The organism is Mycobacterium sp. ITM-2016-00318, from assembly GCF_002968285.2.
GTDB lineage: Bacteria > Actinomycetota > Actinomycetes > Mycobacteriales > Mycobacteriaceae > Mycobacterium.
The window spans coordinates 4,926,913-4,948,886 of record NZ_CP134400.1 but is presented as its reverse complement, the minus strand read 5'-3'; the positions used below and the strand labels follow the sequence as shown (position 1 = coordinate 4,948,886).

The following is a 21,974-nucleotide window of genomic DNA, read 5'->3' as shown; positions in this document are numbered from 1 at the left end:
GTTGCGATCGCGGTCCCTGCGAGGGTTGTAGGTCGGGTCAAGTTCCGGCGACACACGCGTTGGTATGGCGGTCGGAACGGGCCCGGGACGCCGGAAGTCGGTGGACCGCACCCGGTAGAAGAGAAGGAAATATCGAAAGATGCCACAGGGAACTGTGAAGTGGTTCAACGCGGAGAAGGGCTTCGGCTTTATCGCCCCCGAGGACGGCTCCGCCGATGTGTTTGTCCACTACACGGAAATTCAGGGATCCGGCTTCCGGACTCTTGAGGAGAACCAGAAGGTTGAGTTCGAGGTCGGTCAGAGCCCCAAGGGCCCGCAGGCAACCGGCGTTCGGTCCATCTAAGCAATCGAACCTGACGATTTCCCCCCGCAAGTCCTTCCAGGACCGGCGGGGGGTTTTCGTTTCCGGGCCCAATCGGCCCGCCGACAGCACACCACAGCGGTACTGGCCTACTGTCGTCTGCGTGAGTCAGCTGTCGTTCTTCTCGGCAGAGTCGGTGCCGCCCGCGGTCGCCGACCTGACGGGACTGCTCGCCGCGCCCGGCCAGGTGGTCGTGATCGGCGAGGGTGCGCGGCTGTCGGTGGTAGTGGACCGCCCGTGGCGCGCGGTGGCGCTGGCCAACATGATCGTCGACGCCGGCCTCGAATCCGAGATCGCCCGTACCGATGAGAACACCCCACTTGTCCGCACCTCCATCGACCACCGGCTGCTCGGCATCGCCGCCGACTGGACCCGCGGAGCCGTCAAGACGGTCCCGCCGCAGTGGCTGCCCGGCCCGCGCGAGTTGCGGGCCTGGACGCTGGCGGCAGGCACACCCGAGGCGGACCGCTATCTATTAGGTCTCGACCCGCACGCCCCCGACACGCATTCGCCGCTCGCCTCGGCCCTGATGAGGGTTGGGATGGCGCCGACTCTCATCGGCACGAGAGGTGCCCGTCCGGCGCTGCGGATCAGCGGCCGCCGACGCCTATCGCGCCTGGTAGAGAACGTAGGCGAACCTCCGGAAGATGTGGAGGCGTTCTCGCTCTGGCCCCGGATATAGGGCCATAGGGCCGGAGGGTCAGTTTGCGTCGGCTCGTTCGGGGTGCGAAATTGTCAGTTGCCAACGGCGACGGATAGTGAAGAACGCATGAATCCGACGTCGGACGGCAACATAGAAGTGGAGCGTAGGCACAGTTGGCTGACGGGGACCGCGGCAGCGGCCGCAACGGTGGAGTGCGGCGACTCGTCATAGTCGAGTCGCCCACTAAAGCACGCAAAATTGCCGGTTATCTCGGCTCCAACTACATCGTGGAGTCTTCCCGCGGCCACATCAGGGATCTACCGAGGGCGGCCGCCGACGTGCCCGCCAAGTTCAAATCGGAGCCGTGGGCACGGCTCGGCGTCAACGTCGACGAGGACTTCGAGCCGCTCTACATCGTCAGCCCCGACAAGAAGAGCACCGTCACCGAGCTCAAGGGCCTGCTCAAGGACGTCGACGAGCTCTATCTGGCCACGGACGGCGACCGGGAGGGTGAGGCCATCGCCTGGCATCTCCTGGAGACACTGAAGCCGCGCATCCCGGTCAAGCGGATGGTGTTCCACGAGATCACCGAGCCGGCCATCCGCAACGCCGCCGAGCATCCGCGCGACCTGGACAACGACCTCGTCGACGCGCAGGAGACCCGCCGCATCCTCGACCGCCTCTACGGCTACGAGGTCAGCCCCGTGCTGTGGAAGAAGGTCGCGCCGAAGCTGTCGGCGGGCCGCGTCCAGTCGGTGGCCACGCGGATAATCGTTCAGCGCGAACGCGAACGGATGGCGTTCCGCAGTGCCGGCTACTGGGATGTCACCGCCGAGCTGGACGCGAGCGTCTCCGACGCCCAGGCGTCGCCGCCGACGTTCACCGCGAGGTTGAATCAGGTTGACGGCAGGCGGGTGGCCAGCGGCCGCGACTTCGACTCACTGGGTCAGCTGAAGAAACCCGACGAGGTGCTCGTCCTCGACGAGGCGAGCGCCGGTGCGCTGGCGGGCGGCCTGCGTGGCGTGCAGCTCGAGGTCACCTCTGTCGAGCAGAAGCCGTACACGCGTAGGCCGTACGCGCCGTTCATGACGTCGACATTGCAGCAGGAGGCGGGCCGCAAGCTGCGCTTCTCCTCGGAGCGCACGATGAGTATCGCGCAGCGGCTGTACGAGAACGGCTACATCACCTATATGCGTACCGACTCGACGACGCTCTCGGAGTCGGCCATCAACGCCGCACGCAACCAGGCCCGCCAGTTGTACGGCGAGGAATACGTGCATCCAACGGCGCGCCAGTACACCCGCAAGGTGAAGAACGCGCAGGAGGCGCACGAGGCGATTCGTCCCGCGGGCGACGTCTTCCAGACGCCGGGGCAGCTGCACAGCCAGCTCGACACCGACGAGTTCCGGCTCTACGAGCTGATTTGGCAGCGCACGGTCGCGTCGCAGATGGCCGATGCGAGCGGAACGACGCTGTCGCTGCGGGTATCGGGCGCCGCACGCTCGGGCGAGCAGGTCGTGTTCAACGCCAGCGGCCGCACCATCACGTTCCCCGGCTTCCTGAAGGCCTACGTCGAGAGCATCGACGAGCTGGCGGGCGGCGAGTCCGATGACGCCGAGAGCCGGCTGCCGAACCTGCAGCAGGGCCAGCGCGTCGACGCCAAGGAGCTGACGCCCGACGGGCACAACACGTCACCGCCGGCCCGGTATACCGAGGCATCGCTGATCAAGGCGCTCGAAGACCTGGGGATCGGCAGACCATCGACGTACTCGTCGATCATCAAGACCATCCAGGACCGCGGCTACGTGCACAAGAAGGGCAGCGCCCTGGTGCCCTCGTGGGTGGCGTTCGCCGTCACCGGCCTGCTCGAACAGCACTTCGGGCGGTTGGTCGACTACGACTTCACCGCGGCCATGGAAGACGAGCTCGACGAGATCGCCTCGGGCAACGAACAGCGCACGGTGTGGCTCACCAACTTCTACTTCGGCGGCGACCACGGCGTGCCCGAGTCGATCGCCCGATCCGGCGGCCTGAAGAAGCTCGTCGGCGTGAACCTCGAAGGCATCGATGCCCGAGAAGTCAACTCCATCAAGCTGTTCGATGACGAAGAAGGCCGCGCGATCTACGTCCGCGTCGGCAAGAACGGCCCCTATCTCGAGCGCATGGTCGTCGGCGACGACGGTGAGCTCAAACCGCAGCGTGCCAACCTCAAGGACGAGCTGACGCCCGACGAGCTGACCCTCGACCTTGCTGAAAAGGCTTTCGCCACACCGCAAGAGGGCCGACATCTCGGTGTCGATCCCGAGACAGGGCATCCGATCGTCGCCAAGGATGGCCGATACGGGCCCTACGTGACCGAGATACTTCCGGAACCGGACGAGCCCGAAGACGGTGCGCCCGCGAAGAAGGGCAAGAAGCCGACCGGGCCGAAGCCACGTACCGGTTCACTGCTGCGCTCGATGGACTTGGAGACGGTGACGCTCGAGGACGCGTTGCGGCTTCTGTCGCTGCCCCGTGTCGTCGGGGTCGACCCGAATTCGGGCGAGGAGATCACCGCGCAGAACGGCCGCTACGGGCCATATCTCAAGCGCGGGAACGATTCTCGTTCGCTGACGACCGAAGAGCAGATGTTCGACATCACGCTCGAAGAGGCGCTGAAGATTTACTCCGAACCCAAACGCCGTGCGGGACAGCGTGCTTCGACGCCGCCGCTGCGCGAGTTGGGTGAGGATCCGACGACGGGCAAGCCGATGGTCATCAAGGACGGCCGCTTCGGCCCGTACGTGACCGACGGCGAGACGAACGCCAGCCTGCGCAAGGGTGACGACGTGCTGTCGATCACCGACGAGCGGGCCGGCGAGCTGCTGGCCGACAGGCGTGCGCGCGGGCCGGTCAAGCGGACGGCGAAGAAGGCCGCAAAGAAGGCCGCGAAGAAGGCGCCGGCCAAGAAAGCCGTCAAGTAGGCCTAGCGCGAGATTTCGCTTGCCTCGTCGGCAGGCTCCGGGGTCATCTCGAGGTTGAGTGGGCGCGCGAGCTGCGTCGGCGCGATACGTCCGCGAAGTTCGACGATCTCGCCGACGTCCCAGCACAACGCCTCGGCGTCCAACGCCCCGCTGACAGCGATCGCCGAGGCCAAGACGTGGCCCTCCTCGAGCTTGGCGAGCTCGGTGAGCCGGGCGGCCTCGTTGACGGGGTCGCCGATGACGGTGTACTCGAATCGCGCCTGGGCGCCGATGTGGCCCGCGATGGCGCGCCCGGCGGACACTCCGATGCCGAACTCCATGTCGAAGCCGAGCACGTTGAGCAGTTCGTCGTGCAGCTCGCGGGAGGCCGCGAGCGCGGCCCCGGAGGCGTCCGGGTGCTCGATCGGCGCGCCGAAGATGGCCAGGGCCGCGTCGCCCTGAAACTTGTTGACGAACCCGCCGTGGCGGTTGACGGTATCGACGACGACGCGGAAGAACTCGTTGAGCAGGCTCACGACGTCGGCGGCTGGCCGGGTGGAGGCCAACTGGGTGGAACCCACCAGATCGACGAACAGGACGGCTACGTCGCGTTCCTGGCCGCCAAGCTCGGTCCCCCGCTCCAGGGCGCGGCGGGCGACGTCCTCGCCAACATAGCGACCGAAAAGGTCACGGAGCCTTTGCCGCTCGGCGAGGTCGCGAACCATGTCGTTGAATCCGGCTTGTAGCAGGCCCAACTCACTGGCGTCGTAGATCTGCATGTGCGCGTTGTAGTTACCGCGCTGGACTTCGCCAAGTGCCCAACGCAATTGGCGCAAAGGGTCGGCGATCGCCATCGCGACAAGGACCGTGCCGGCCAGACCGACGAACAGCGCGGCGATCGCCATGATCAGGATCGGCGTGATCAACCGGTCGGCGGACGCGGAGAGGATCTGGAACTTGCTGGCCACCAGCGCCAGCACGATCGCGAGGACCGGAACGCCGGTTGACAGCACCCACGTCAGCACCTGGCGCAGGATGACGCCCGCGGCACGGTAGTTCTCCGGGACACCGCCGCGAAGGGCTGCCACGGCGACAGGCCGCAGCACGCGCTCGGACTGCAGGTAGCCGATGATCGCGGTGGCGGTCGCGCCGAGGGCGGTAGCGACGGCGACGACGGGCGCGGCGTGGCTGGCGACCGGCCAGCTGGCGACGATGAACACGACGGATCCCAGAAACCAGTTGGTGACGCTGATCAGCGAGCGGTAGAAGGGCATCCTGAGCGCGCGGGTCCGGGCGAGTTCGGTGGCGGCGGGGTCGGCGGCGGTGAGCAGGCTGTCGCGGCGCTGCCAGCGCATCACGGGAATCAGTAACCGCAGACTCAGGTAGGCGCCGATGACGAAGGTGAGAAACAGGAACGCCAGGAACACGGTCAGGTTGAGGGTGGGCAGATCCTGCAGCTGGATGCGGTCCTCCGGCGGCAGGCCGAACCGGAGAAAACCCAACACGAACAGGGCACCGATGATGTCGGACTGCAGCATCCCCAGCGTGAACACCGGCCAGGGCGTACGCGCCACCCAGCGAACGAATGCGCTGATTCGCCCGATCGGTTCGGCCTCTGTGGTCACCCGTTAACCGTATCGGGCCGGTGGGACCGGAACGGCGCTCTGGGACGGACGTGTCGGTTCGCAGCATTACTGTTACCTCTGATGGCAGGTGTCTTTTCGCGTCTGGTGGGCCAAGGTGCTGTTGAGGCGGAGTTGGTGGCCGCCGCACAGGCTGCGCGCCGTGACCCCGCTCACCATCGCAACGCCATTGGGACCATGACACATGCCTGGCTGATCACCGGACCACCAGGATCGGGGCGTTCGATCGCCGCATTGTGCTTCGCAGCGGCGCTGCAGTGCCAATCCGACGGCGTGCCGGGTTGCGGGGAGTGCCGCGCGTGCACCACGACGATGGCCGGGACGCACGCTGACGTGCGTCGAATCATTCCCGAGGGGCTGTCGATCGGCGTGACGGAGATGCGCAACATCGTGCAGATCGCGTCGCGGCGCCCGAGCACGGGCCAGTGGCAGATCGTGCTGATCGAAGACGCCGACCGGCTCACCGAGGGCGCGGCGAACGCGCTGCTCAAGGTGGTCGAGGAGCCGCCGCGGTCGACGGTGTTTCTGCTGTGTGCACCGTCGGTGGATCCGGAGGACATCGCGATCACGCTGCGGTCGCGCTGCCGGCATGTCGCGCTGGTGACGCCGCAGGTGGACGCGATCGCCCGGGTGCTGATCGATTCCGACGGGCTGCCCGCCGAGGACGCCGAATGGGCGGCTTCGGTCAGTGGCGGGCATGTTGGGCGGGCGCGGCGGCTGGCGACCGACGAGGAAGCGAGGCGGCGGCGCGAGCGGGCGCTGAGCCTGGCGCGGGACGCGGCGACGCCGTCGCGGGCGTACGGCGCCGCTGAGGAGTTGGTGGCCGCCGCGGAGGCGGAGGCGATGGCTCTTACGGCCGATCGCAACGAGACCGAGTCCGAGGAGTTGCGCACGGCGCTGGGAGCGGGCGGCACCGGTAAGGGCACCGCGGGCACGATGCGCGGCGCTGCGGGTGCCATCAAAGACCTTGAGAAGAGGCAGAAGTCGCGGCAGACGCGCGCGTCGCGCGATGCGCTGGACCGCGCGCTGATCGACCTGGCGACGTACTTCAGGGACGCGCTACTGGTGTCGGCACAGGCGGGCGAGATACGGCCGAACCATCCGGACATGTCCGACAAGGTGGCGTCGATGGCGGCCGTGGTGCCGCCCGACCGGCTGTTGCGGTGCATCGAGGCGGTGCTGGAGTGCCGCGAGGCGCTCGCGGTCAATGTGAAACCGAAGTTCGCCGTCGATGCGATGGTCGCGACGGTCGGGCGGGCGCTGCGCAACTGACTTGGGCGGTCCCCTGGGCCTGCCGTAGACTCGTCCCGCCCGGTTAGCGCCGGGCGCGCCACCTTAGCTCAGTCGGTAGAGCGATTCACTCGTAATGAATAGGTCGGGGGTTCGATTCCCCCAGGTGGCTCCGCTTTTCTCGGCGCTCACTGCCTACCCGCCGAGGGCATCAAACCGGTGCGAGATAGCCCACTGGACCGGATGCCACGCAGACGGACAGCGCTGCGGTGTGGGCGCGGACATTGATGGCGTCGCCCGCGCCGGGCAGCCGGACGAAGACGCGGTTGAGGCCGGGATGGACGGGCACCTTCGTTTCGCGGCCGTCGCTGAGCGACATCGTCATCGAGCCTTCGCTGTTGGCGAGATAGTTGATCTCGGCGGTCCAGTCCGCGGGCAGTAGCGGTCCGTCGAGCGGCATACGCACCGGAAAGTCAGGCTGGACGAGGTAGCCGCACTTGGGGTCAGGGCCGCGGATGATGAAGCGAACCCAGGTCACGTGTGCGTCAACGACGCGCCCGCGGTTGTCAACCATGCGCGGTTCGGTTGTGGTGTCGCTGAATTCGGGCCTGTCGCGAAGCATCGCAAACATGTGGCTGACAAGGTTCTCAGGGGCGGCGACGCGTTGAAGGACGAAGGGGTCGACTTCTTGGTCGAGCATCGGCGCGCTCTGCTTTGCGTTGGCCAGGCTAGCCGCCGCGTTTTGCAGGTAGGGCTGTGCGGGGTTGCTCTGCCAGATCGTGGTGAAGGTGGCGGTCGAGTAGAGGCTGCTGGCGACGAAAGCGACTGTCGCGGTGACGGTTACGGCGGTGCGCGCTGGTGAGGCGTCGAGCCACCTGCTTCGTTCGCGGTTGGGTGCGCAGAAGCCGACAGCGGCCAGCAGGGCGAGGACGACGACGAGGTCGGGGAAGTAGCGCAGGGTCTGCGCCAGTTCCAGCGCGGTGAATTTCGACGAGCGCATCAGGTAGATGGGAATCTGGCATGCGACCACGTAGCCGACGGCGACGACCCACAGCAGCCCGATGCGTTGTTTACGGAGGAATGACACTGCGACGACTGCGGCGAGGCTGAGCCAGCCGAGCACCATGACGGTGACGGGCGGTACCGCCCACGGCGATGCGGGTGCCCAACGCTGCCAGTCCCAGGGGCCGCCGGCAAGGCCGGGAACGATGCCGTGGGTGATGGAGCGGATCAACAAGTCTCGTGTCATCGGGAGGTCGCGGCTCCAGCGCTCCTGGTCGACGACGACTAGGTAGAGGACGATCCAGGCTGCGGTCAGCGCGAGCGAGCCGAGCCAAAGTCGTTGGCCTTTTCGCCAGACTGTTTTCAGGGCGGTGGCGTCGCCGCTGACGTGGGCGAGCAGTGCGGTGACGGTGAAGGCGACGAACGGGATGACGGCGGCCTTCTCGAAGAAGAGCAGCCCGCCGAAGAAGACAAGGATGCCGGTGACGGCGTAGCGCTGGTTGCCGGTTCGGACGAGCAGGAGTGCGTCGGCGCAGACCCAGGCCATGGCGGCGAGCATCGGCAGGGAGTTCAATGCGGCTGCCCACCAGGCGAACCCGGGCATGCCGAGTGGTGTGAAGAGGGCGAAGACCAGTGGGATGAGAATGACGGGTCGCCAGCCGAGGATGACGTGGAGGGCTCTGAGCAGTGCGAGCGAGGCGAGCAGCTGAAGGACAACGAGGCTAATGGCGGGAAGGGCCCAGTTGAGCGGAGCGAGGTGGGTGATGACGCCGGCGACGAGGAACGCGGCGGGCATGATGTGGCCGTCGTGGTCGTCGAAGAGGTAGCTGGGGGAGAAGATGTTCTGGGTGCCGGCGCGGCCGATGAGGATGAGGTCGTCCCAGTAGAAGTAGCCCTTGACGGCCAGGACCGCCCGGATGGCGAGTTGGACCGCGATCAAGGCGATGGCGGTCGAAGCAACCCAGTTGGTACGGGTCAGCCGGACAGCCATACGTCCTTTCTGCAGGTCGGCGGGACCCTTCGACTGTACGGGTCGGGTTCATGGGGGTTGCTAATAGCTGCGTGAGGCACGTGAACCCGCGTTTTAGGCTCGGCGAAGGACTGGAAGCTTTCCCGTTGGGGATCCTGTTCCGCCGCCGTACGCCCGGGGATATTCGGTGCCGCCGAAGTCGAATCGAGCAGGGGTATGGCTTGGTTCGATCGCCTGTGTTCTGGCGGCGGCGGCTGCGTTGGTGGTCGGCGTCATCGCGCTCGTGTGTCCACCTGTTGAGCCCGCACCAATCGGCGCAATCCACGGGGCCTGATCTCGCGGCGGAGGAACTCTTGATTCCTGGGGTCAATAACGAGCTATGCAAGGAAATTCGGCCGCTGATGCGAGAGGAAACTGATCGTGGCAAAGCCCTCGTCAATACGGGCGCGCCGGATTCAGCTGAGCGTCGTGCGCCGATTCCGAGGTCCGAAGCTGACACCCTTGAGTGGTATGGGCGAATTCAGTCCACTCTCAACGCCCTCCGGAAGCCGCAACGTTATTTGACGCGGACGGTGCAGAATTACGTAGACGGGATGCTTCTTCATTCCGAGACTGCGTGATGACCGTGCTCCTGACCCCTACGACAACGACGCGTATGCCTCGGCGATCGTGTATGCGGGCGGCCCGCTTGCCGCTTGCTACAAGGTGGGCGCGGGGTGGTGATCTGACGCCAGGTGTACGGCGCGTTGGAACTACGATGACCTGACACTTCATAACTGACGCAGGGTCATCCGGGGGCCAGCCCTTAAGCTGGGGGAATGGACGGAAACTCGCCCTACCCGCCCAGCTGCGGTGCTCCGCAGCCTGGAAGTGGGCCTCCGCCACCGGTTGGACCGGGGTACGGTCCGCAACCACCCGGAAGGTTTGTGTCTCCCACTTCACCCGGGCCAAGTCGGCGAACTGGCTTGTTGGCGAGCGGTGTCGCACTGGCGCTGCTTCTGGGGGTCGCCGCTTTGGTGATTTCGATCATCGGAACGACCTCCGGTGCCGACCCACAACCGCCACTGGCAACTGCTCAAGCAGAGCCGCAGAACCTCTTCGTCGAGGCTGCGGACAAGTCCCTCTGCGAGGCGATTGGCCCGCTTATGCGCGAAGAGACTGAACGAGCGAACGCATTCCTCGCAACCGGTGAACCCGATTCGCCCGAACGAAAGGCTGCGATACCAAAGTTCAAAGCTGACACATTAATTTGGGCCGACCGGATTCAAACTCTTCTGAATGAGCACGCACAACCGCCGCGGTATCTCACTCGGACACTGCAACAGTACGTAGATGGCATGCTGCTCTACAGCGAGAACATGTACCCGGACCGTGCGCCGGATGCATACGATAACGACGCCTACGACTCAGCCTCGATCGCCTACGGAGGGCCCTTGGCCACTTGTTACAAGGTCGGCATTCGGTGGTAGCTGTTGGCGCTGGAGTGACGGGGCCAAATCGAAAGTTTTCGGGCTTTATTCTGGGCGGTCTGTGGCCCCGAACCCCCTCCGGCCCATGGACGGCCGCAGCAGCAGCACAGCGCACGTTCGCTCAATCTTCCAGTGCGGGAGCACGTGATATCGGTTCATCAGCATCGGCGGTTCTTGCTGAAAACGATGGCGAGATGGCCGAAGCGATGCACGTCTCCTATCAAGGCGATAGCAAAGCTGTTGAGACGCAGGCCGATTTGTTCACATCGATGGCCGCTACGATCGAGCGATGCGCCACGCTCGTGGAAGACGCTCGGTCGCAGCTGGACGCCATTGATCAGCAGGCCCACGATGCGACTCAGAAGATCATCGACAGCAAGGGCGGCTGGTTTGGCGCCATGGCGATGATGTCGATGATCTGGGCGGTTCTCACCCAGGCGAGGGCATTGGCAGACGCCGTCTCTGCCGCCGCCGCGAGCAATATTGCATCGCAGGCCGCGCAAATAGAAGGAGCATCTGTGCCGTCGCCCGGCGGAATCGGAGGTACGCCGGTGGAGACCGCTCCGTCACGTCCGAATGGAAACGGCCAATTCTTCATGGCGGGGAATGGTTCGGCCACGCCCCCTCAGGCGCCGCCTGGCCGAACCTCGGATATTGACAAGCCTCAGTCAACAAACCCCCCCGAGGCTGGGAACGCGGTACCACCCAAGCCCGGGCGCACAGACGACGTTACTAAGCCCGCGAATGGGTTCAAGAACCCCGAAGCAGTTCCCTCTCGGGGAGACGGGCCTCCTGGGCGAACCGACGATGTTCTCCAGCCCACAGCCCCCGTCGCTCAACAAGCGCAAGCAGGCGCCGGGGTGGTCGCGCCGATGAGCCCGATGTCCAACATGTCCAGCATGTCTGGCATGGGAGGCGGCGGGGTGAAACCGCCGTCGATGCCGTCCATGCCGAGCACGCCATCGATGCCCAGCACTCCGAGCATGCCAAGCGCTCCCGCCTCACCCGGCGGTCTCCCGGCGTCCACCGCTGCGGCCAACGACCTGTCGCAAGGTTTCGCCAAAGGCCTGGCTTCCAGCGGCGGCGCGCTTCCGCCCTCCGTAACAACCCCTCCGCAGGCACCGGTCCCGCCTCAGGCGGCCACGAACGTCACTCCTGCTGCGGCGTCCGCGCCGCCACCGGCAGCGGCCACAACGCCTATGGCCAGCCACACACCCGCGCCCCCTCCTGCAGCGTCCGCTGGCACCCCCGCGCCGATGATCGGTGGCGCACCCCCGCCGCCCGGAAGCCTCGCGGCATACGGGTCCGACATCCCTAGGGGCGGTCCGTCCACGCCGACCGTCTCCGCGAGCGGTGCCGGCGGTGCCGGATCGCTAGCCCCTCCCGCTGCGGCAACCGGCATCTCGACAACCGGCGTCCCGCCCAGCGTTCTCGCCGCGTCCGGCGTTGCGGCCACCGGTACTGGCGCCGCAATGGTCGGCTCCGAAACCCAGGACCAACATCTCGACGACGCCATCAAGCTTGCTTACGAGTTGTTGCACGCCTCCCGCATGTATCCCGGCTTGCACTGGTGCGTAGGCGTTTTCAAGGTCGCCGCCGGCGTCGAAACCGTCATCGTCAGCAATGACGGCGCCGGCTACATCCCGCCCGGCGTCTACGTACCCCGTTCGGCCCGAGTTCTTTTCGCCGATCCGGAACTCGGCACCGGCTTCCAGGCCAAGTACTTCGGCTGGGTCAACCCGGCCGCCACCATGGTCGCCTATGCGGCGGAACGCGGTCTTCACGATCCGAACGCCGTGCTTCACGCCGTCGCCGCCACCACCGACCCCGGCGGCCCGACCGTGCTTCCTGCCCGCCGCGCAGGCGTACTGCACTATCAGGATTGCGACTCCACCCGTTCGCCCATCGATGCCGCGACGCCGGCCCCGGAACTCGACGGAAGCAGAGTGCACCGCCTCGCCGTGATGTCTCCGCAGAGCTACGAGCAACTCAACGACGTCAGCCTTCCGCCCACAGAACGGCAGTCCGCCGCGTGGGAGGCGACCGCCGGTGCCGTCGCCACCGCTCTTGCCGGCGCCGAGCCTCTCCACATCGAAGTCGCGCCCGTCATCCGCCAGATTCTTGGCGCCCTCGCCAGCGGTTCGCCGATTTCCGACGACCAGTGGTCTGGGCTGAACGAAGTGCGTCTTTACGGCAAGTCGCTGTTCATGCGGCCAGGCTTCATCGAGGTCGAGCCGTCCGGCGACCCGAACACCACCGTGCTCTACCGCGCACACCACAACCTCGACCGCGCCGTGGAGGCGCTTTCACTTTGGCGCGGTGACAACCCGGACTTTGCCGATATCGTTTATGCCACCGAGCAGGTCACGAAGGAGGGCCAACTGTGGCCGCTAAGAACATAAAACTGAACGCCGAGGAAACGCTCGGACACGTCAGCAAGATTGCGGCCACGATGGCTGAAGTCTCGGTGCCCGGTCCTGTGCCGCCTCCCGCGCCAGCCGCCAGTCCTATTGACGCCGCGCTGAACACTGTCGTCCTTGCCGCCGCCGAGAAGGCCGAGGCTTCCTCCGCCACCCTGTCCAAGCGCGGGACCGACCACAACGCCACCTCTCTGCGGGCGGTGTCCTCCATGCAGACGCAGGAAGAAGAGAACACCTACGCGATCACGGAGATCCAACCGCAGGCGCAGCAGTCGGGTACCACGGCGCTCTAGGCCCACATCGGCGTCGGTATGGTGAGCCGGTGCGCACACTGGTCACGGGGGCAGCCGGATTCATCGGATCTACGCTGGTCGATCGCCTGCTCGCCGACGGTCACACCGTCTTCGGTCTCGACGATCTGAGTTCGGGCAACGCCGTCAATATCGGTGAGGCCGACCGGTCCTCAGACTTCGAGTTCGTCAAGGCCGACATTGTTGAAGCCGACCTCATCGGACTACTCGCCGACATCCGGCCCGAGGTGATCTTCCACCTCGCCGCGCAGATCTCCGTCAGCCAGTCGGTGCAAAACCCATCGTTCGATGCGTCGGTGAATGTCGTCGGCACCGTGCGTCTCGCCGAAGCTGCTCGCCGGGCCGAGGTCCGGAAGATCGTTCACACCTCATCGGGCGGATCCGTGTACGGCACTCCGCCGAGCTATCCGACGAACGAGGATGCCCCGGTCAATCCCGCCTCGCCGTACGCCGCGAGCAAGGTGGCCGGCGAGGTCTACCTCAACATGTACCGCAACCTGTACGGACTCGAGTGCTCACACATCGCACCCGCGAATGTGTATGGCCCCCGCCAGGATCCGCACGGTGAAGCCGGTGTGGTCGCCATCTTCTCCCGTGCGCTTCTGGCCGGAAAGCCGACGAAGATCTTCGGCGACGGCACCGATACCCGCGATTACGTTTTCGTCGATGACGTCGTCGACGCGTTTGTGCGAGCCTCGGGTGAACAGGGCGGCGGCCAACGCTTCAACGTCGGCACAGGCGTGGAAACCTCTACTCGCCAGCTACATTCAGCGATCGCAATGGCCGCCGGAAAGCCCGACGAGCCGGAAATGCACCCACCGAGGCTCGGCGACTTGCGACGTTCTTGCCTCGACGTCAGCCGCGCCGAAGAAGTGCTGGGCTGGTCGCCGAAGGTCAAACTCGACGACGGCATCGCCAAGACCGTCGAGTTCTTCCGCGACGAGCAGAACGCGCATTGAGACTGCACTGTAGGCGGGAAAGGTCGAGTGGGCGTCGCCGTCAGCGCAGTCTCGGCGAGCGTCAACGAGCGTCGTCGGGCTCCCGCGCGCCCTGCAGCGCAACGGCTCGAGCCAGCCGCGCGTGGCGCAACTCCAAGTCCTTGAACCGCATATACGTGCTCAAGGTGGTGAACACGAACGCGATGATCAACACGTAGCCGATCAGGTCGGCACCGCGGTCCACCCCAACCCAATTCGCGACGACGGTCGTGTCGTCCGGCCGCAGAATCGCATAGATCGCCGCGACGACGAACAACACGCCGCCGACTTTCACCCACGCCTTGGTGCGCGCACTCGTACGCGACCGCAACAGAAACATCAACAGCGCGACGATCGACAGGATCAGCAGCGCCTGAATCCAGTTCACCGGGATAACCTCCCTCGCAGCAGGCCGTCGAACACGATGTTCACTCCGTTGAGCAACGGCTGGCCCTTGGACTTCGAATAATCGGTGTACAGAATCTCGACCGGCTCTTCGGCCACCCGCCAACCGTTTTCGACGGCCAGCGCGATGATCTCACTCGCGTGACTCATCCCGTTCATCGTGATGTTCAGCTCGTCGGCGACATTCTTGTTGAAGACGCGCAACCCGTTGTGCGCGTCGGTCAGCTTCAATTCCCGGCTGCTCGGGCTCAACACCGCCGCGGTACGCAGGATGATCCGCTTCAGCAGCGGCGGCTTGCTCACAGTAGGCGAGGCGAACCGCGTGCCGACCACCATGTCGACGTCATCGGCGGACAGTCGGTCGATCATCGCGACGACGTCCTTCAACCGGTGCTGCCCGTCGGCATCGAACGTCGCGAACACCTGCGCGCCCGGCCTGCTGCGCGCGTATTCGACGCCGGTCTGAATCGCCGCCCCCTGGCCGAGATTCACCGGATGCGACACCACGTGTGCACCCGCGCGCAGCGCGAGATCTCCCGTCGAGTCCTTGCTGCCGTCATCCACACAGACGACATTGCCGAAAACGGTCCGGATATCGCTGATGACGTCGCCGATGACGCTCGCCTCGTTATAGGCGGGTACGACGATCCAAACATCCTGGTAGCGCATGTCGATGGGCACCAAAATACACGCTCATCGTGCCGATCCCCTGGCAAGAGCCCCCAGGTGCACGGCGATTCCCACCAACGGCCCACAGAGCAGCGCGATCACCGTGCGCGTCTCCAAGCCCAGCGGCAGCAGCAACAACAGCATCGACACCACCGTGGCGCTGATCCAGCCCGCCGCATACGCCCGGTGCAGCGCCGCCGCCACCGCCGCTGCACCCGTCAGCGTCAGAAGCGCGATAGCGATCGCCGCCCCGGTCAGCCACGCCAGCAACGCGCCGCCGGCGCGATAATCCTCGCCGAACGCCACCCGAAGCAGCCACGGCCCGAAGATCCCCGCCGCCGCCACCCCGACCGCGCCCAACGCCGCGACCATCAATGCCGGCGCCACCAACGCCCGTAGTCGCTCCGTGCGTTGGTCGACGAAGTGCGCGATCAGATTGCCCTGCATCGCCGTCAACGGCACAAGCAGCGGGGCGCGTGTCAGCGTCACCGCCAGGATCACCACGCCGCCCGCCGCGCCGAGGTCGCCCGACGTCGCCTTCAGCAGCACGGGAAAGCCCATCACCAGAATCGCGCTCGCACCGGCGGCCGCGATCGAATGCGCCGCGCCCCGCAGGAACGTCGCCGTCCCGCCCGGCGTCATCAATGCCGCCGCCGCGCGCGTCGACGGCGAGGCGATCAACAGGATCAGCCACGCCACCGCGCCTGCCACCGTCGCCCACAAATAGCCGACGAGCCCCCAGCCGATCAAGAACGCCGTTGCCGCCACCACCACCCTGATGCCCGCGTCGGTCACCATCAGCGCGCCGTACTGTGTCCACCGGCCGACGCCGGCCAGCATGCCCAGCAGGGTCGCGTGCAGGCAGAAGCCGGCCAAACCGACGCTCAGCAGCGCGACGCTCAACCACTGCGACGAGACGAAGACGTGCCCCGACCACAGCGGCGAGCTAGCCGCGATCACCACCGCCGCGACCACTCCGACCATCGCCGCCACCCTCATCGGGTGCGTCCTCGGACCCGACGCGATCTCGACGTAACCCGTCGACCGCACCTCTCGCGTCGCCTCCTGCAGCAGACCGTTGGCGGCACCCGTCGCCAGACCGAACGCACCCCAGAAAACGCCGAACACCGAGAAGCCGGCAGGCTCGAGGTCCCGCGCCGCGAGGTACAGCACCGCATACCCGCACAGCGCCGTTACCGCGGTCGCAGTGCCGACGCGTGCGACGCTGCCTCGGGTGATCGGGCCGGTGGGGGTGGCCGCGTCGGTCACAGCGGTGGCACGTCCGTGGAATACAGCCACGCGTCCCACAACGGGCGCAACGACACATCCGCATAATTGGCCGCAAGGCCGGTGAAGTCGTCGGTCACCGCCGTCGAATGACGGTGCCGTTTCGTCCAATCCCGCAGCAGCGTGAAGAAGTTGTCGTCGCCGATGACGCCGCGCACAGCATGCAGGGTCAGCGCGCCCCGTTTGTACACGCGCTCGTCGAACATGTCCCGCGCGCCGGGGTCGGACAGCAGCAGATCTTGAGGTGAGTCGGCGAGCCGCCGATGGTAGTGGCGGGCACATTCGTCGGCCGTCCGACCGCCGGATTCCTCCGACCACAGCCATTCGGCATAGCAGGCGAAGCCCTCGTGTAGCCAGATGTCGCGCCAGCGCCGCGCGGTCACCGAGTTACCGAACCACTGGTGCGCCAACTCGTGGGCGATCAGCCGTTCCGATCCCCGCTCGCCGTCGCAGTGGTTGGCACCGAAGATCGAAATACCCTGCGCCTCAAGCGGTATCTCCAAGTCGTCATCGGTGACGACGACGGTGTATCCGGTCGACAGCGGGTACGGTCCGAACCGCTTGACGAACAGCCTCATCATCTCCGGCTGCCTACCGAAGTCATGGTCGAACGTCCGCTTCAGCCGGGCCGGCAGCGCGGCATGTATCGGCACCGGTCCCTTCTGCAGCCGATACGACTCGTAGATGCCGATCTGCAGCGTGATGAGATACGTCGACGTCGGCTCGGCCAGCTCGTAGGTCCACGTCGTCATCGCCGCGCGGGTCCGCTGCGACTTCAGCTCGCCGTTGGCGATCGCGCGATATGGGTTCTCGGTGCTGATCTGGATTCTGTAGCTGGCCTTCGAGCTGGGATGGTCGTCGCAGGGGAACCACGACGCGGCGCCGTTAGGCTGGCCCGCCACCAGCACACCTTCGGTCAGTTCCTCGAATCCGACTTCGCCCCAGAGGGATCGAACCGGCCGCGGGGTGCCGCTGTAGCGGATCACGATCTCCATCGCCGCGCCGGCGGGCAGTGACGGCGACAGCGCGATGTGCAGCTTGCCGCCCGAACTCCGGACTGCCGCGGGTCGCCGTCCGTTCACCGACACCTTCGTCACGCTCAGCGCATCGGACAGATCCAGCGTGAACGTCCGCAGTGCCGCCAACGTGACGGCGGTGATCGTCGCGGTCCCGGAAAGGCGGTTGATCGCGACCTTGTATTCGAGGTCGAGTCCGTAGCGCGAGACTCGATAGCCGAAGTTGCCCGCATGCGGCAGATACGGATCGATGACGGCAACCTTCTTGGCAGCCTTCTTTGACCGGGTCACGCGGCGGTTTCCTCGGCGCGGTCCGCGGAGTCATCACGCTTCTTGCGGAACACATTCCACGGGGCGATCGGGTTGCCCTGCCAGCGGGTCGACGGTGGGACCTCGTCCCCACGCATCACCAACGACGCGGGTCCGACGGTCGCGCCGGCACCCAGGCGCGCCGCCGGCAGCGCCACACAATGCGGACCCAGCGTCGAACCCGCTTCGAGCACAACGGTATCCATCCGCATCACGCGGTCGTGGAACAGGTGCGTCTGTACGACGCAGCCCCGGTTGACGGTGGCGCCCTCCTCCAACGTGACGAGGTCCGCCTCGGGAAGCCAGTACGACTCACACCAGACGCCCCGTCCGACCTTGGCGCCCAGTGCCCGCAGCCACAGGTTCATCACCGGCGTGCCGGTGGCGGCCCGCGCGAACCACGGCGCGGCCACCGTCTCGACGAACGTGTCCGACACCTCGTTGCGCCAGACGAACGCCGACCACAACGGATGTTCGACGGCGCCGATACGGCCGACCAAAAGCCATTTCGCGATCACCGCGATCGTTCCGGCGATGGCCCCGGCGACCAGCAGCACCACGCCGCTACCGACCGCCGCCCACAGATGGCCGAACCTCACGAGCAGGAACTGCAACGCGAAGAGGACGCTCACCCCGATCGCGAATGTGACGATCACCGGCACCAGCCGGCACGTTTCGACGAAGCCGCGCATGATCATCAGCCGCGGCGGGGGATGGAACGTCCGCAATGCGTCCGCGGCGGTCGGCTTGCGGCGCAACCGGATCGGCGGACTGCCAAGCCACGAGGAGCCGGCCTTCGACTTGTGCGGCGCGGCCGACAGCACCGCCACCAGCCCGTCATCGGGCACCTTGCGGCCGGGCTGCGCGATTCCGGAATTGCCGAGGAATGCGCGCTTGCCGATCGTGGCTTTCGCGACGTGGATCCAGCCACCGCCCAGCTCGTAGGACGCCACCATGGTGTCGTCAGCCAGGAATGCACTGTCCTCGATGACGGTAAACTTCGGGGTCAGCAGGGCCGTCGAGATCTCTGTGCCGCGGCCGACTTTCGCGCCGAGCAGACGCAGCCAGGTGGGGGTGAGAAGGCTGGCGTAGACGGCGAACAGATAGTGACGCGCGGCGTCCATGAGTCGCTCAATCGCCCAGATCTGCCAACCCACACGGCTGCGGACCGGATGGTAACCCTCTCGCAGTCCTAGCGACAACAATCGCACCCCGACGACCGTCAACGCCGCGTACACGACCAGCGCGGCCAGCGTCGCCAGCGGCGTCCATATCATGGCCGGGACGATGGCGTCGGTCAGCGACGCGGAATCCCGGATCGCCCAACCGACGACGGCCAGCCCACAGGCCAGCGCGGCAAGAGGCAACGCGCCCAACAGCATTGACGTGATGCCGTAGACCACCACCCAGACCGGCGCGCGCGGGGGCCGCTCCTGCGGCCACGGGTGGCGGGCCTTACCGGACTTCACCGCGGGTGAACCCTTCCAGTACTGGCCCTTCTTCACCCGGCCGACCACACCGGAACCCGCGGCGACATCGGCGTTCTTTCCTACCGTCGCGCCAGGGAACAGGGTCGTGCGCGCGCCGATGGTGGCGTCGCTACCGATGGTGATGGTGCCGATATGGAAGTGGTCGCCGTCGATCCAATGCCCGGTCAGGTCCACCTCCGGCTCGATGGAACTGCGATGGCCCAGAGCGAGCATGCCGGTCACCGGAGGGGCCGAATGCAGGTCGACGCCCTTCCCGACCCTGTTACCCAACGCCCGCGCGTAGTACACAATCCACGGTGCACCCGCCAGGTTCTCGGCGCCGCTGGCATCGGCCAGCCGTTCGGCGAGCCAGACCCGCATGTGCACCGAACCGCCGCGCCGATACGTGCCGGGCTTCAAAAAGCCGATCAACATGCGGGCGCACAACACTGCGATGCCCATCCGCCCGAGCGGCGTGACGAACAGTGCGAACCCGCCGACCACCCACCACCAGTCGACGGGCACCAGCCACGACGCGTCGCTCACGGTCGCCGCGATGTTGTTGATCAGCGCCAGCCACACCACCCACTGCAGGCCGGTCAGCGTGGCCAGCGGAAGCGACATCACGACCTGAAAAGCCTGTGACAGCAACGGAACCGGCTGTACAGGCCGGTTCTGCACCTGTGGGGGCGCGACGAGCTCGTCGAGGAATCCGGCCAGCGATCCCAGCCGCGGGTGGTCGTACAGGTCCGCGACCGTCACGTGCGGGTAGCGCCGACGCAGCGCGGCGACGAGTTGCGCCGCCGACAGCGAGCCACCGCCGAGCGCGAAGAAATCCGCCTCGGGCCCGTCCACAGGCGCGGCCAGCACGTCGCGCCACAGTCCGGCCAGCCAGCCCAGCGTGCCGCCGAGTTCGGGCGCCTCATCTTCGGGCTGCCCGGGCGGTGGCCACGGCAGCGCGTCGCGGTCCACCTTGCCTGAGGTGCGGGTGGGCAGTTCGTCGACGAGCACCAGCCGGGGTACGAGCGAGGCAGGCAGCGACTTCGCCAATGCCGTGCGCGCGGCGGCGAGGTCGAAGGACGGGTCCGCGCTGGCGATGTAGCCGACCAGCAGGGGAGTTCCGCTGGCGCTCTTGCGCACCGCGGCGGCCCCGCCGCTCACACCGGGCAGATTCACCAGCGCGGAGTCGACCTCGCCGAGTTCGATGCGGCGTCCGCCAACCTTGACCTGATCGTCGGCGCGGCCCACGAACATCAAGCCGTCGGGCTCCAACCGCACCAGGTCGCCGCTGCGGTAGGCGCGGTTCCAGTCCAGCGCCGGCATCGGCGCGTATTTCTCGGCGTCTTTCTCGGGGTCGAGGTAGCGGGCCAGGCCCACTCCGCCGATCACCAGCTCGCCTGTGTCTCCCAACGCAACCGGCAATCCGTCCTTTTCGACGACGGCCAGGTCCCAGCCCGGCAGCGGCAGCCCGATGCTGACCGGTCCGATGCCGTCGAGCCGGGACGCGCAGGCGACGACGGTGGCCTCGGTGGGACCGTAGGTGTTCCACACCTCGCGGCCCTCGACGGCCAACCGCTCGGCAAGGTCCGGCGGGCACGCCTCGCCGCCGAAGATGAGGAGCCGCACCGCCTCCAGCGCTTCGGCCGGCCACAGCGCGGCCAGCGTCGGCACCGTCGACACGACCGTGATGTCCTTCGACACCAGCCACGGCCCGAGATCCATCCCGCTGCGCACCAGCGATCGGGGCGCCGGCACCAGGCATGCGCCGTTGCGCCAGGCCAGCCACATCTCCTCGCAGGACGCGTCGAACGCGACAGACAGTCCGGCGAGCACCCGGTCACCAGGCCCGATTGGGTTGTCCTGCAGAAACATCTGCGCCTCGGCGTCGACGAACGCGGCGGCGCTCCGGTGTGTGACGGCAACCCCCTTGGGGGTACCGGTCGAGCCAGACGTAAAGATGATCCACGCATCGTCGCGACCCAACGGCGACGCGGCACGCCACCCGCGGGAGTCACCCGCACCTCGGATGAGGCCCTGGTCGGTGATGACGCCGACGACGCCCGCCTCGCCGAACACCAGCGCGGCCCGCTCGTCGGGATCGTCGGCGTCCACCGGCACATAGGCGGCACCGGTGGCGAGCGTCGCGAGGATCGCGACGTAGGGCGCGTAACTGCCCGACGGCATGCGGATGCCGAGGCGGTCGCCGCGCCCGATCCCGCGGGCCGCGAGCCAGGCGACGCTGTCCTCGATATCGGTGATCAGCTCGCTGTAGGTCAGCTGCACCGAACCGTCGTCGATCGCGGGCGCATCGGGGTGACGCGACGCGGTGTCGTAGAGGATGTCGACAAGCGTGCGCGGCTGCGGTGCATAGGGCGACACCAGGTACTGCTCAGGTATTTCCGGCATCGCCACGCCTACAAGGTACTAAGCGCCTGCGGCGGCGCGCCCGTGCCTGACGCGGCGTGTGATGCCAGCGGCGGCGACGACGACGATCGCCGCGATGACGTACCACTTGTAGTGCTCGAACGTCGCGTAGATCTCGACGATGTTCTCGCCGGCCAGGTAGCCGAGTCCGGCCCATGTGCACACCCAGAGGGCCGACGGCGAACCCGATGTTGTCGCCGATGATCGCGCCGATCACCGCGACGATGATCACCACGGCGATGTTCATGTTTCCCGAACCTGCGAAAACGGCCGCCGCGATCAGCAGCGCCTCGCCCGGCACCGGGACGCCGAAGTCCTCGAGTAGCACGAATCCACCGGCCGCCAGGTAACCGTACTGCTCCAGCAGCGGCTGAAGCTCCCCGAAGACGCCGGGCAGCTGGGTTTCGGCCATGGCTTGGATTCTCGC

20 protein-coding genes and 1 tRNA gene are annotated in these 21,974 nt (G+C 66.7%); 9 read left to right on the top strand and 12 right to left on the bottom strand.

The genetic code is table 11. The features are described from left to right. Positions 1 to 139: 139 nt before the first annotated feature. The 3 genes from cspA (at position 140) to topA (ending at position 3,967) form a co-directional block, all read left to right on the top strand. The gene (cspA, locus tag C6A82_RS24350) at positions 140 to 343 is read left to right on the top strand and encodes a cold shock protein CspA (protein WP_066982775.1); all 204 of its coding nucleotides are present in this window, start codon (positions 140 to 142) and stop codon (positions 341 to 343) included. 121 nt (positions 344 to 464) lie between these two features. Continuing rightward, positions 465 to 1,043, top strand: coding sequence for a hypothetical protein (locus tag C6A82_RS24345; protein WP_105348390.1), 579 nt, complete (start codon positions 465 to 467; stop codon positions 1,041 to 1,043). 134 nt (positions 1,044 to 1,177) lie between these two features. Next, positions 1,178 to 3,967 carry a type I DNA topoisomerase gene (gene topA / locus C6A82_RS24340; RefSeq protein WP_105348388.1) on the top strand — a complete coding sequence of 930 codons (2,790 nt, stop codon included), beginning with the start codon at positions 1,178 to 1,180 and terminating at the stop codon, positions 3,965 to 3,967. Between the two features lie 2 nt (positions 3,968 to 3,969). On the opposite strand, the gene C6A82_RS24335 is transcribed toward topA, so the two are convergent. Next, positions 3,970 to 5,571 carry an adenylate/guanylate cyclase domain-containing protein gene (locus C6A82_RS24335; protein WP_105348386.1) on the bottom strand — a complete coding sequence of 534 codons (1,602 nt, stop codon included), beginning with the start codon at positions 5,569 to 5,571 and terminating at the stop codon, positions 3,970 to 3,972. 81 nt (positions 5,572 to 5,652) lie between these two features. Between C6A82_RS24335 and C6A82_RS24330 the strand changes: the two genes are divergently transcribed. Further along, positions 5,653 to 6,861: a DNA polymerase III subunit delta' gene (locus tag C6A82_RS24330; protein ID WP_105348384.1), complete on the top strand. Its 1,209-nt coding sequence runs from the start codon at positions 5,653 to 5,655 to the stop codon at positions 6,859 to 6,861. Between the two features lie 57 nt (positions 6,862 to 6,918). After that, positions 6,919 to 6,991 (top strand) — tRNA-Thr (locus tag C6A82_RS24325). A gap of 39 nt (positions 6,992 to 7,030) precedes the next feature. Here C6A82_RS24325 and C6A82_RS24320 read toward each other — a convergent pair. Further along, complete coding sequence (locus C6A82_RS24320; protein ID WP_105348383.1) at positions 7,031 to 8,812, bottom strand: hypothetical protein; 1,782 nt, start codon at positions 8,810 to 8,812, stop codon at positions 7,031 to 7,033. A gap of 947 nt (positions 8,813 to 9,759) precedes the next feature. Here C6A82_RS24320 and C6A82_RS24315 point away from each other — a divergent pair. Then, entirely contained in the window at positions 9,760 to 10,260 is a 501-nt protein-coding gene (locus C6A82_RS24315) for a hypothetical protein (protein WP_105348381.1), read from the top strand. A 158-nt stretch (positions 10,261 to 10,418) separates the two neighbouring features. Here C6A82_RS24315 and C6A82_RS24310 read toward each other — a convergent pair whose 3' ends face one another. The 4 genes from C6A82_RS24310 to C6A82_RS24295 all read right to left on the bottom strand — a co-directional run bounded on the left by C6A82_RS24310 (position 10,419) and on the right by C6A82_RS24295 (position 11,716). Then, a complete protein-coding gene (locus tag C6A82_RS24310; protein WP_105348379.1) occupies positions 10,419 to 10,610 on the bottom strand; it encodes a hypothetical protein in 192 nt (63 codons plus the stop codon). Positions 10,611 to 10,618: 8 nt separating this feature from the next. Next, positions 10,619 to 10,879 carry a hypothetical protein gene (locus C6A82_RS24305; RefSeq protein WP_105348377.1) on the bottom strand — a complete coding sequence of 87 codons (261 nt, stop codon included), beginning with the start codon at positions 10,877 to 10,879 and terminating at the stop codon, positions 10,619 to 10,621. 216 nt (positions 10,880 to 11,095) lie between these two features. After that, positions 11,096 to 11,287 carry a hypothetical protein gene (locus tag C6A82_RS24300; RefSeq protein ID WP_105348375.1) on the bottom strand — a complete coding sequence of 64 codons (192 nt, stop codon included), beginning with the start codon at positions 11,285 to 11,287 and terminating at the stop codon, positions 11,096 to 11,098. Between the two features lie 105 nt (positions 11,288 to 11,392). Beyond that, positions 11,393 to 11,716, bottom strand: coding sequence for a hypothetical protein (locus C6A82_RS24295; protein ID WP_142406043.1), 324 nt, complete (start codon positions 11,714 to 11,716; stop codon positions 11,393 to 11,395). Between the two features lie 16 nt (positions 11,717 to 11,732). On the opposite strand from C6A82_RS24295, the gene C6A82_RS24290 reads away from it, so the two are divergent. From C6A82_RS24290 to C6A82_RS24280, 3 genes are read left to right on the top strand one after another with little or no spacing between them, the layout of a single operon-like run. Then, positions 11,733 to 12,662, top strand: a complete 930-nt coding sequence (locus C6A82_RS24290; protein ID WP_105348373.1) for a hypothetical protein — start codon at positions 11,733 to 11,735, stop codon at positions 12,660 to 12,662. Further along, positions 12,644 to 12,973, top strand: a complete 330-nt coding sequence (locus C6A82_RS24285; protein WP_105348371.1) for a hypothetical protein — start codon at positions 12,644 to 12,646, stop codon at positions 12,971 to 12,973. The genes C6A82_RS24290 and C6A82_RS24285 overlap by 19 nt, the downstream gene beginning before the upstream one ends. A gap of 29 nt (positions 12,974 to 13,002) precedes the next feature. Next, entirely contained in the window at positions 13,003 to 13,950 is a 948-nt protein-coding gene (locus C6A82_RS24280) for a GDP-mannose 4,6-dehydratase (RefSeq protein ID WP_105348370.1), read from the top strand. 61 nt (positions 13,951 to 14,011) lie between these two features. Here the strand turns inward: C6A82_RS24280 and C6A82_RS24275 are convergent, their stop codons facing one another. From C6A82_RS24275 to C6A82_RS24250, 6 genes are read right to left on the bottom strand one after another with little or no spacing between them, the layout of a single operon-like run. Then, the gene (locus tag C6A82_RS24275) at positions 14,012 to 14,356 is read right to left on the bottom strand and encodes a DUF2304 domain-containing protein (protein ID WP_105348368.1); all 345 of its coding nucleotides are present in this window, start codon (positions 14,354 to 14,356) and stop codon (positions 14,012 to 14,014) included. Further along, positions 14,353 to 15,042, bottom strand: a complete 690-nt coding sequence (locus C6A82_RS24270; RefSeq protein ID WP_105348418.1) for a glycosyltransferase family 2 protein — start codon at positions 15,040 to 15,042, stop codon at positions 14,353 to 14,355. Before C6A82_RS24270 ends, C6A82_RS24275 begins: the two co-directional genes overlap by 4 nt. Before the next feature lie 24 nt (positions 15,043 to 15,066). Next, positions 15,067 to 16,341, bottom strand: a complete 1,275-nt coding sequence (locus C6A82_RS24265; protein WP_396836644.1) for a hypothetical protein — start codon at positions 16,339 to 16,341, stop codon at positions 15,067 to 15,069. After that, positions 16,308 to 17,636, bottom strand: a complete 1,329-nt coding sequence (locus C6A82_RS24260; protein ID WP_105348365.1) for a M1 family metallopeptidase — start codon at positions 17,634 to 17,636, stop codon at positions 16,308 to 16,310. Before C6A82_RS24260 ends, C6A82_RS24265 begins: the two co-directional genes overlap by 34 nt. Next, positions 17,633 to 21,529, bottom strand: coding sequence for a Pls/PosA family non-ribosomal peptide synthetase (locus C6A82_RS24255; protein WP_105348416.1), 3,897 nt, complete (start codon positions 21,527 to 21,529; stop codon positions 17,633 to 17,635). The genes C6A82_RS24260 and C6A82_RS24255 overlap by 4 nt, the downstream gene beginning before the upstream one ends. After that, complete coding sequence (locus C6A82_RS24250) at positions 21,513 to 21,959, bottom strand: DedA family protein (RefSeq protein WP_199193934.1); 447 nt, start codon at positions 21,957 to 21,959, stop codon at positions 21,513 to 21,515. The genes C6A82_RS24255 and C6A82_RS24250 overlap by 17 nt, the downstream gene beginning before the upstream one ends. Between the last annotated feature and the right edge of the window lie 15 nt (positions 21,960 to 21,974).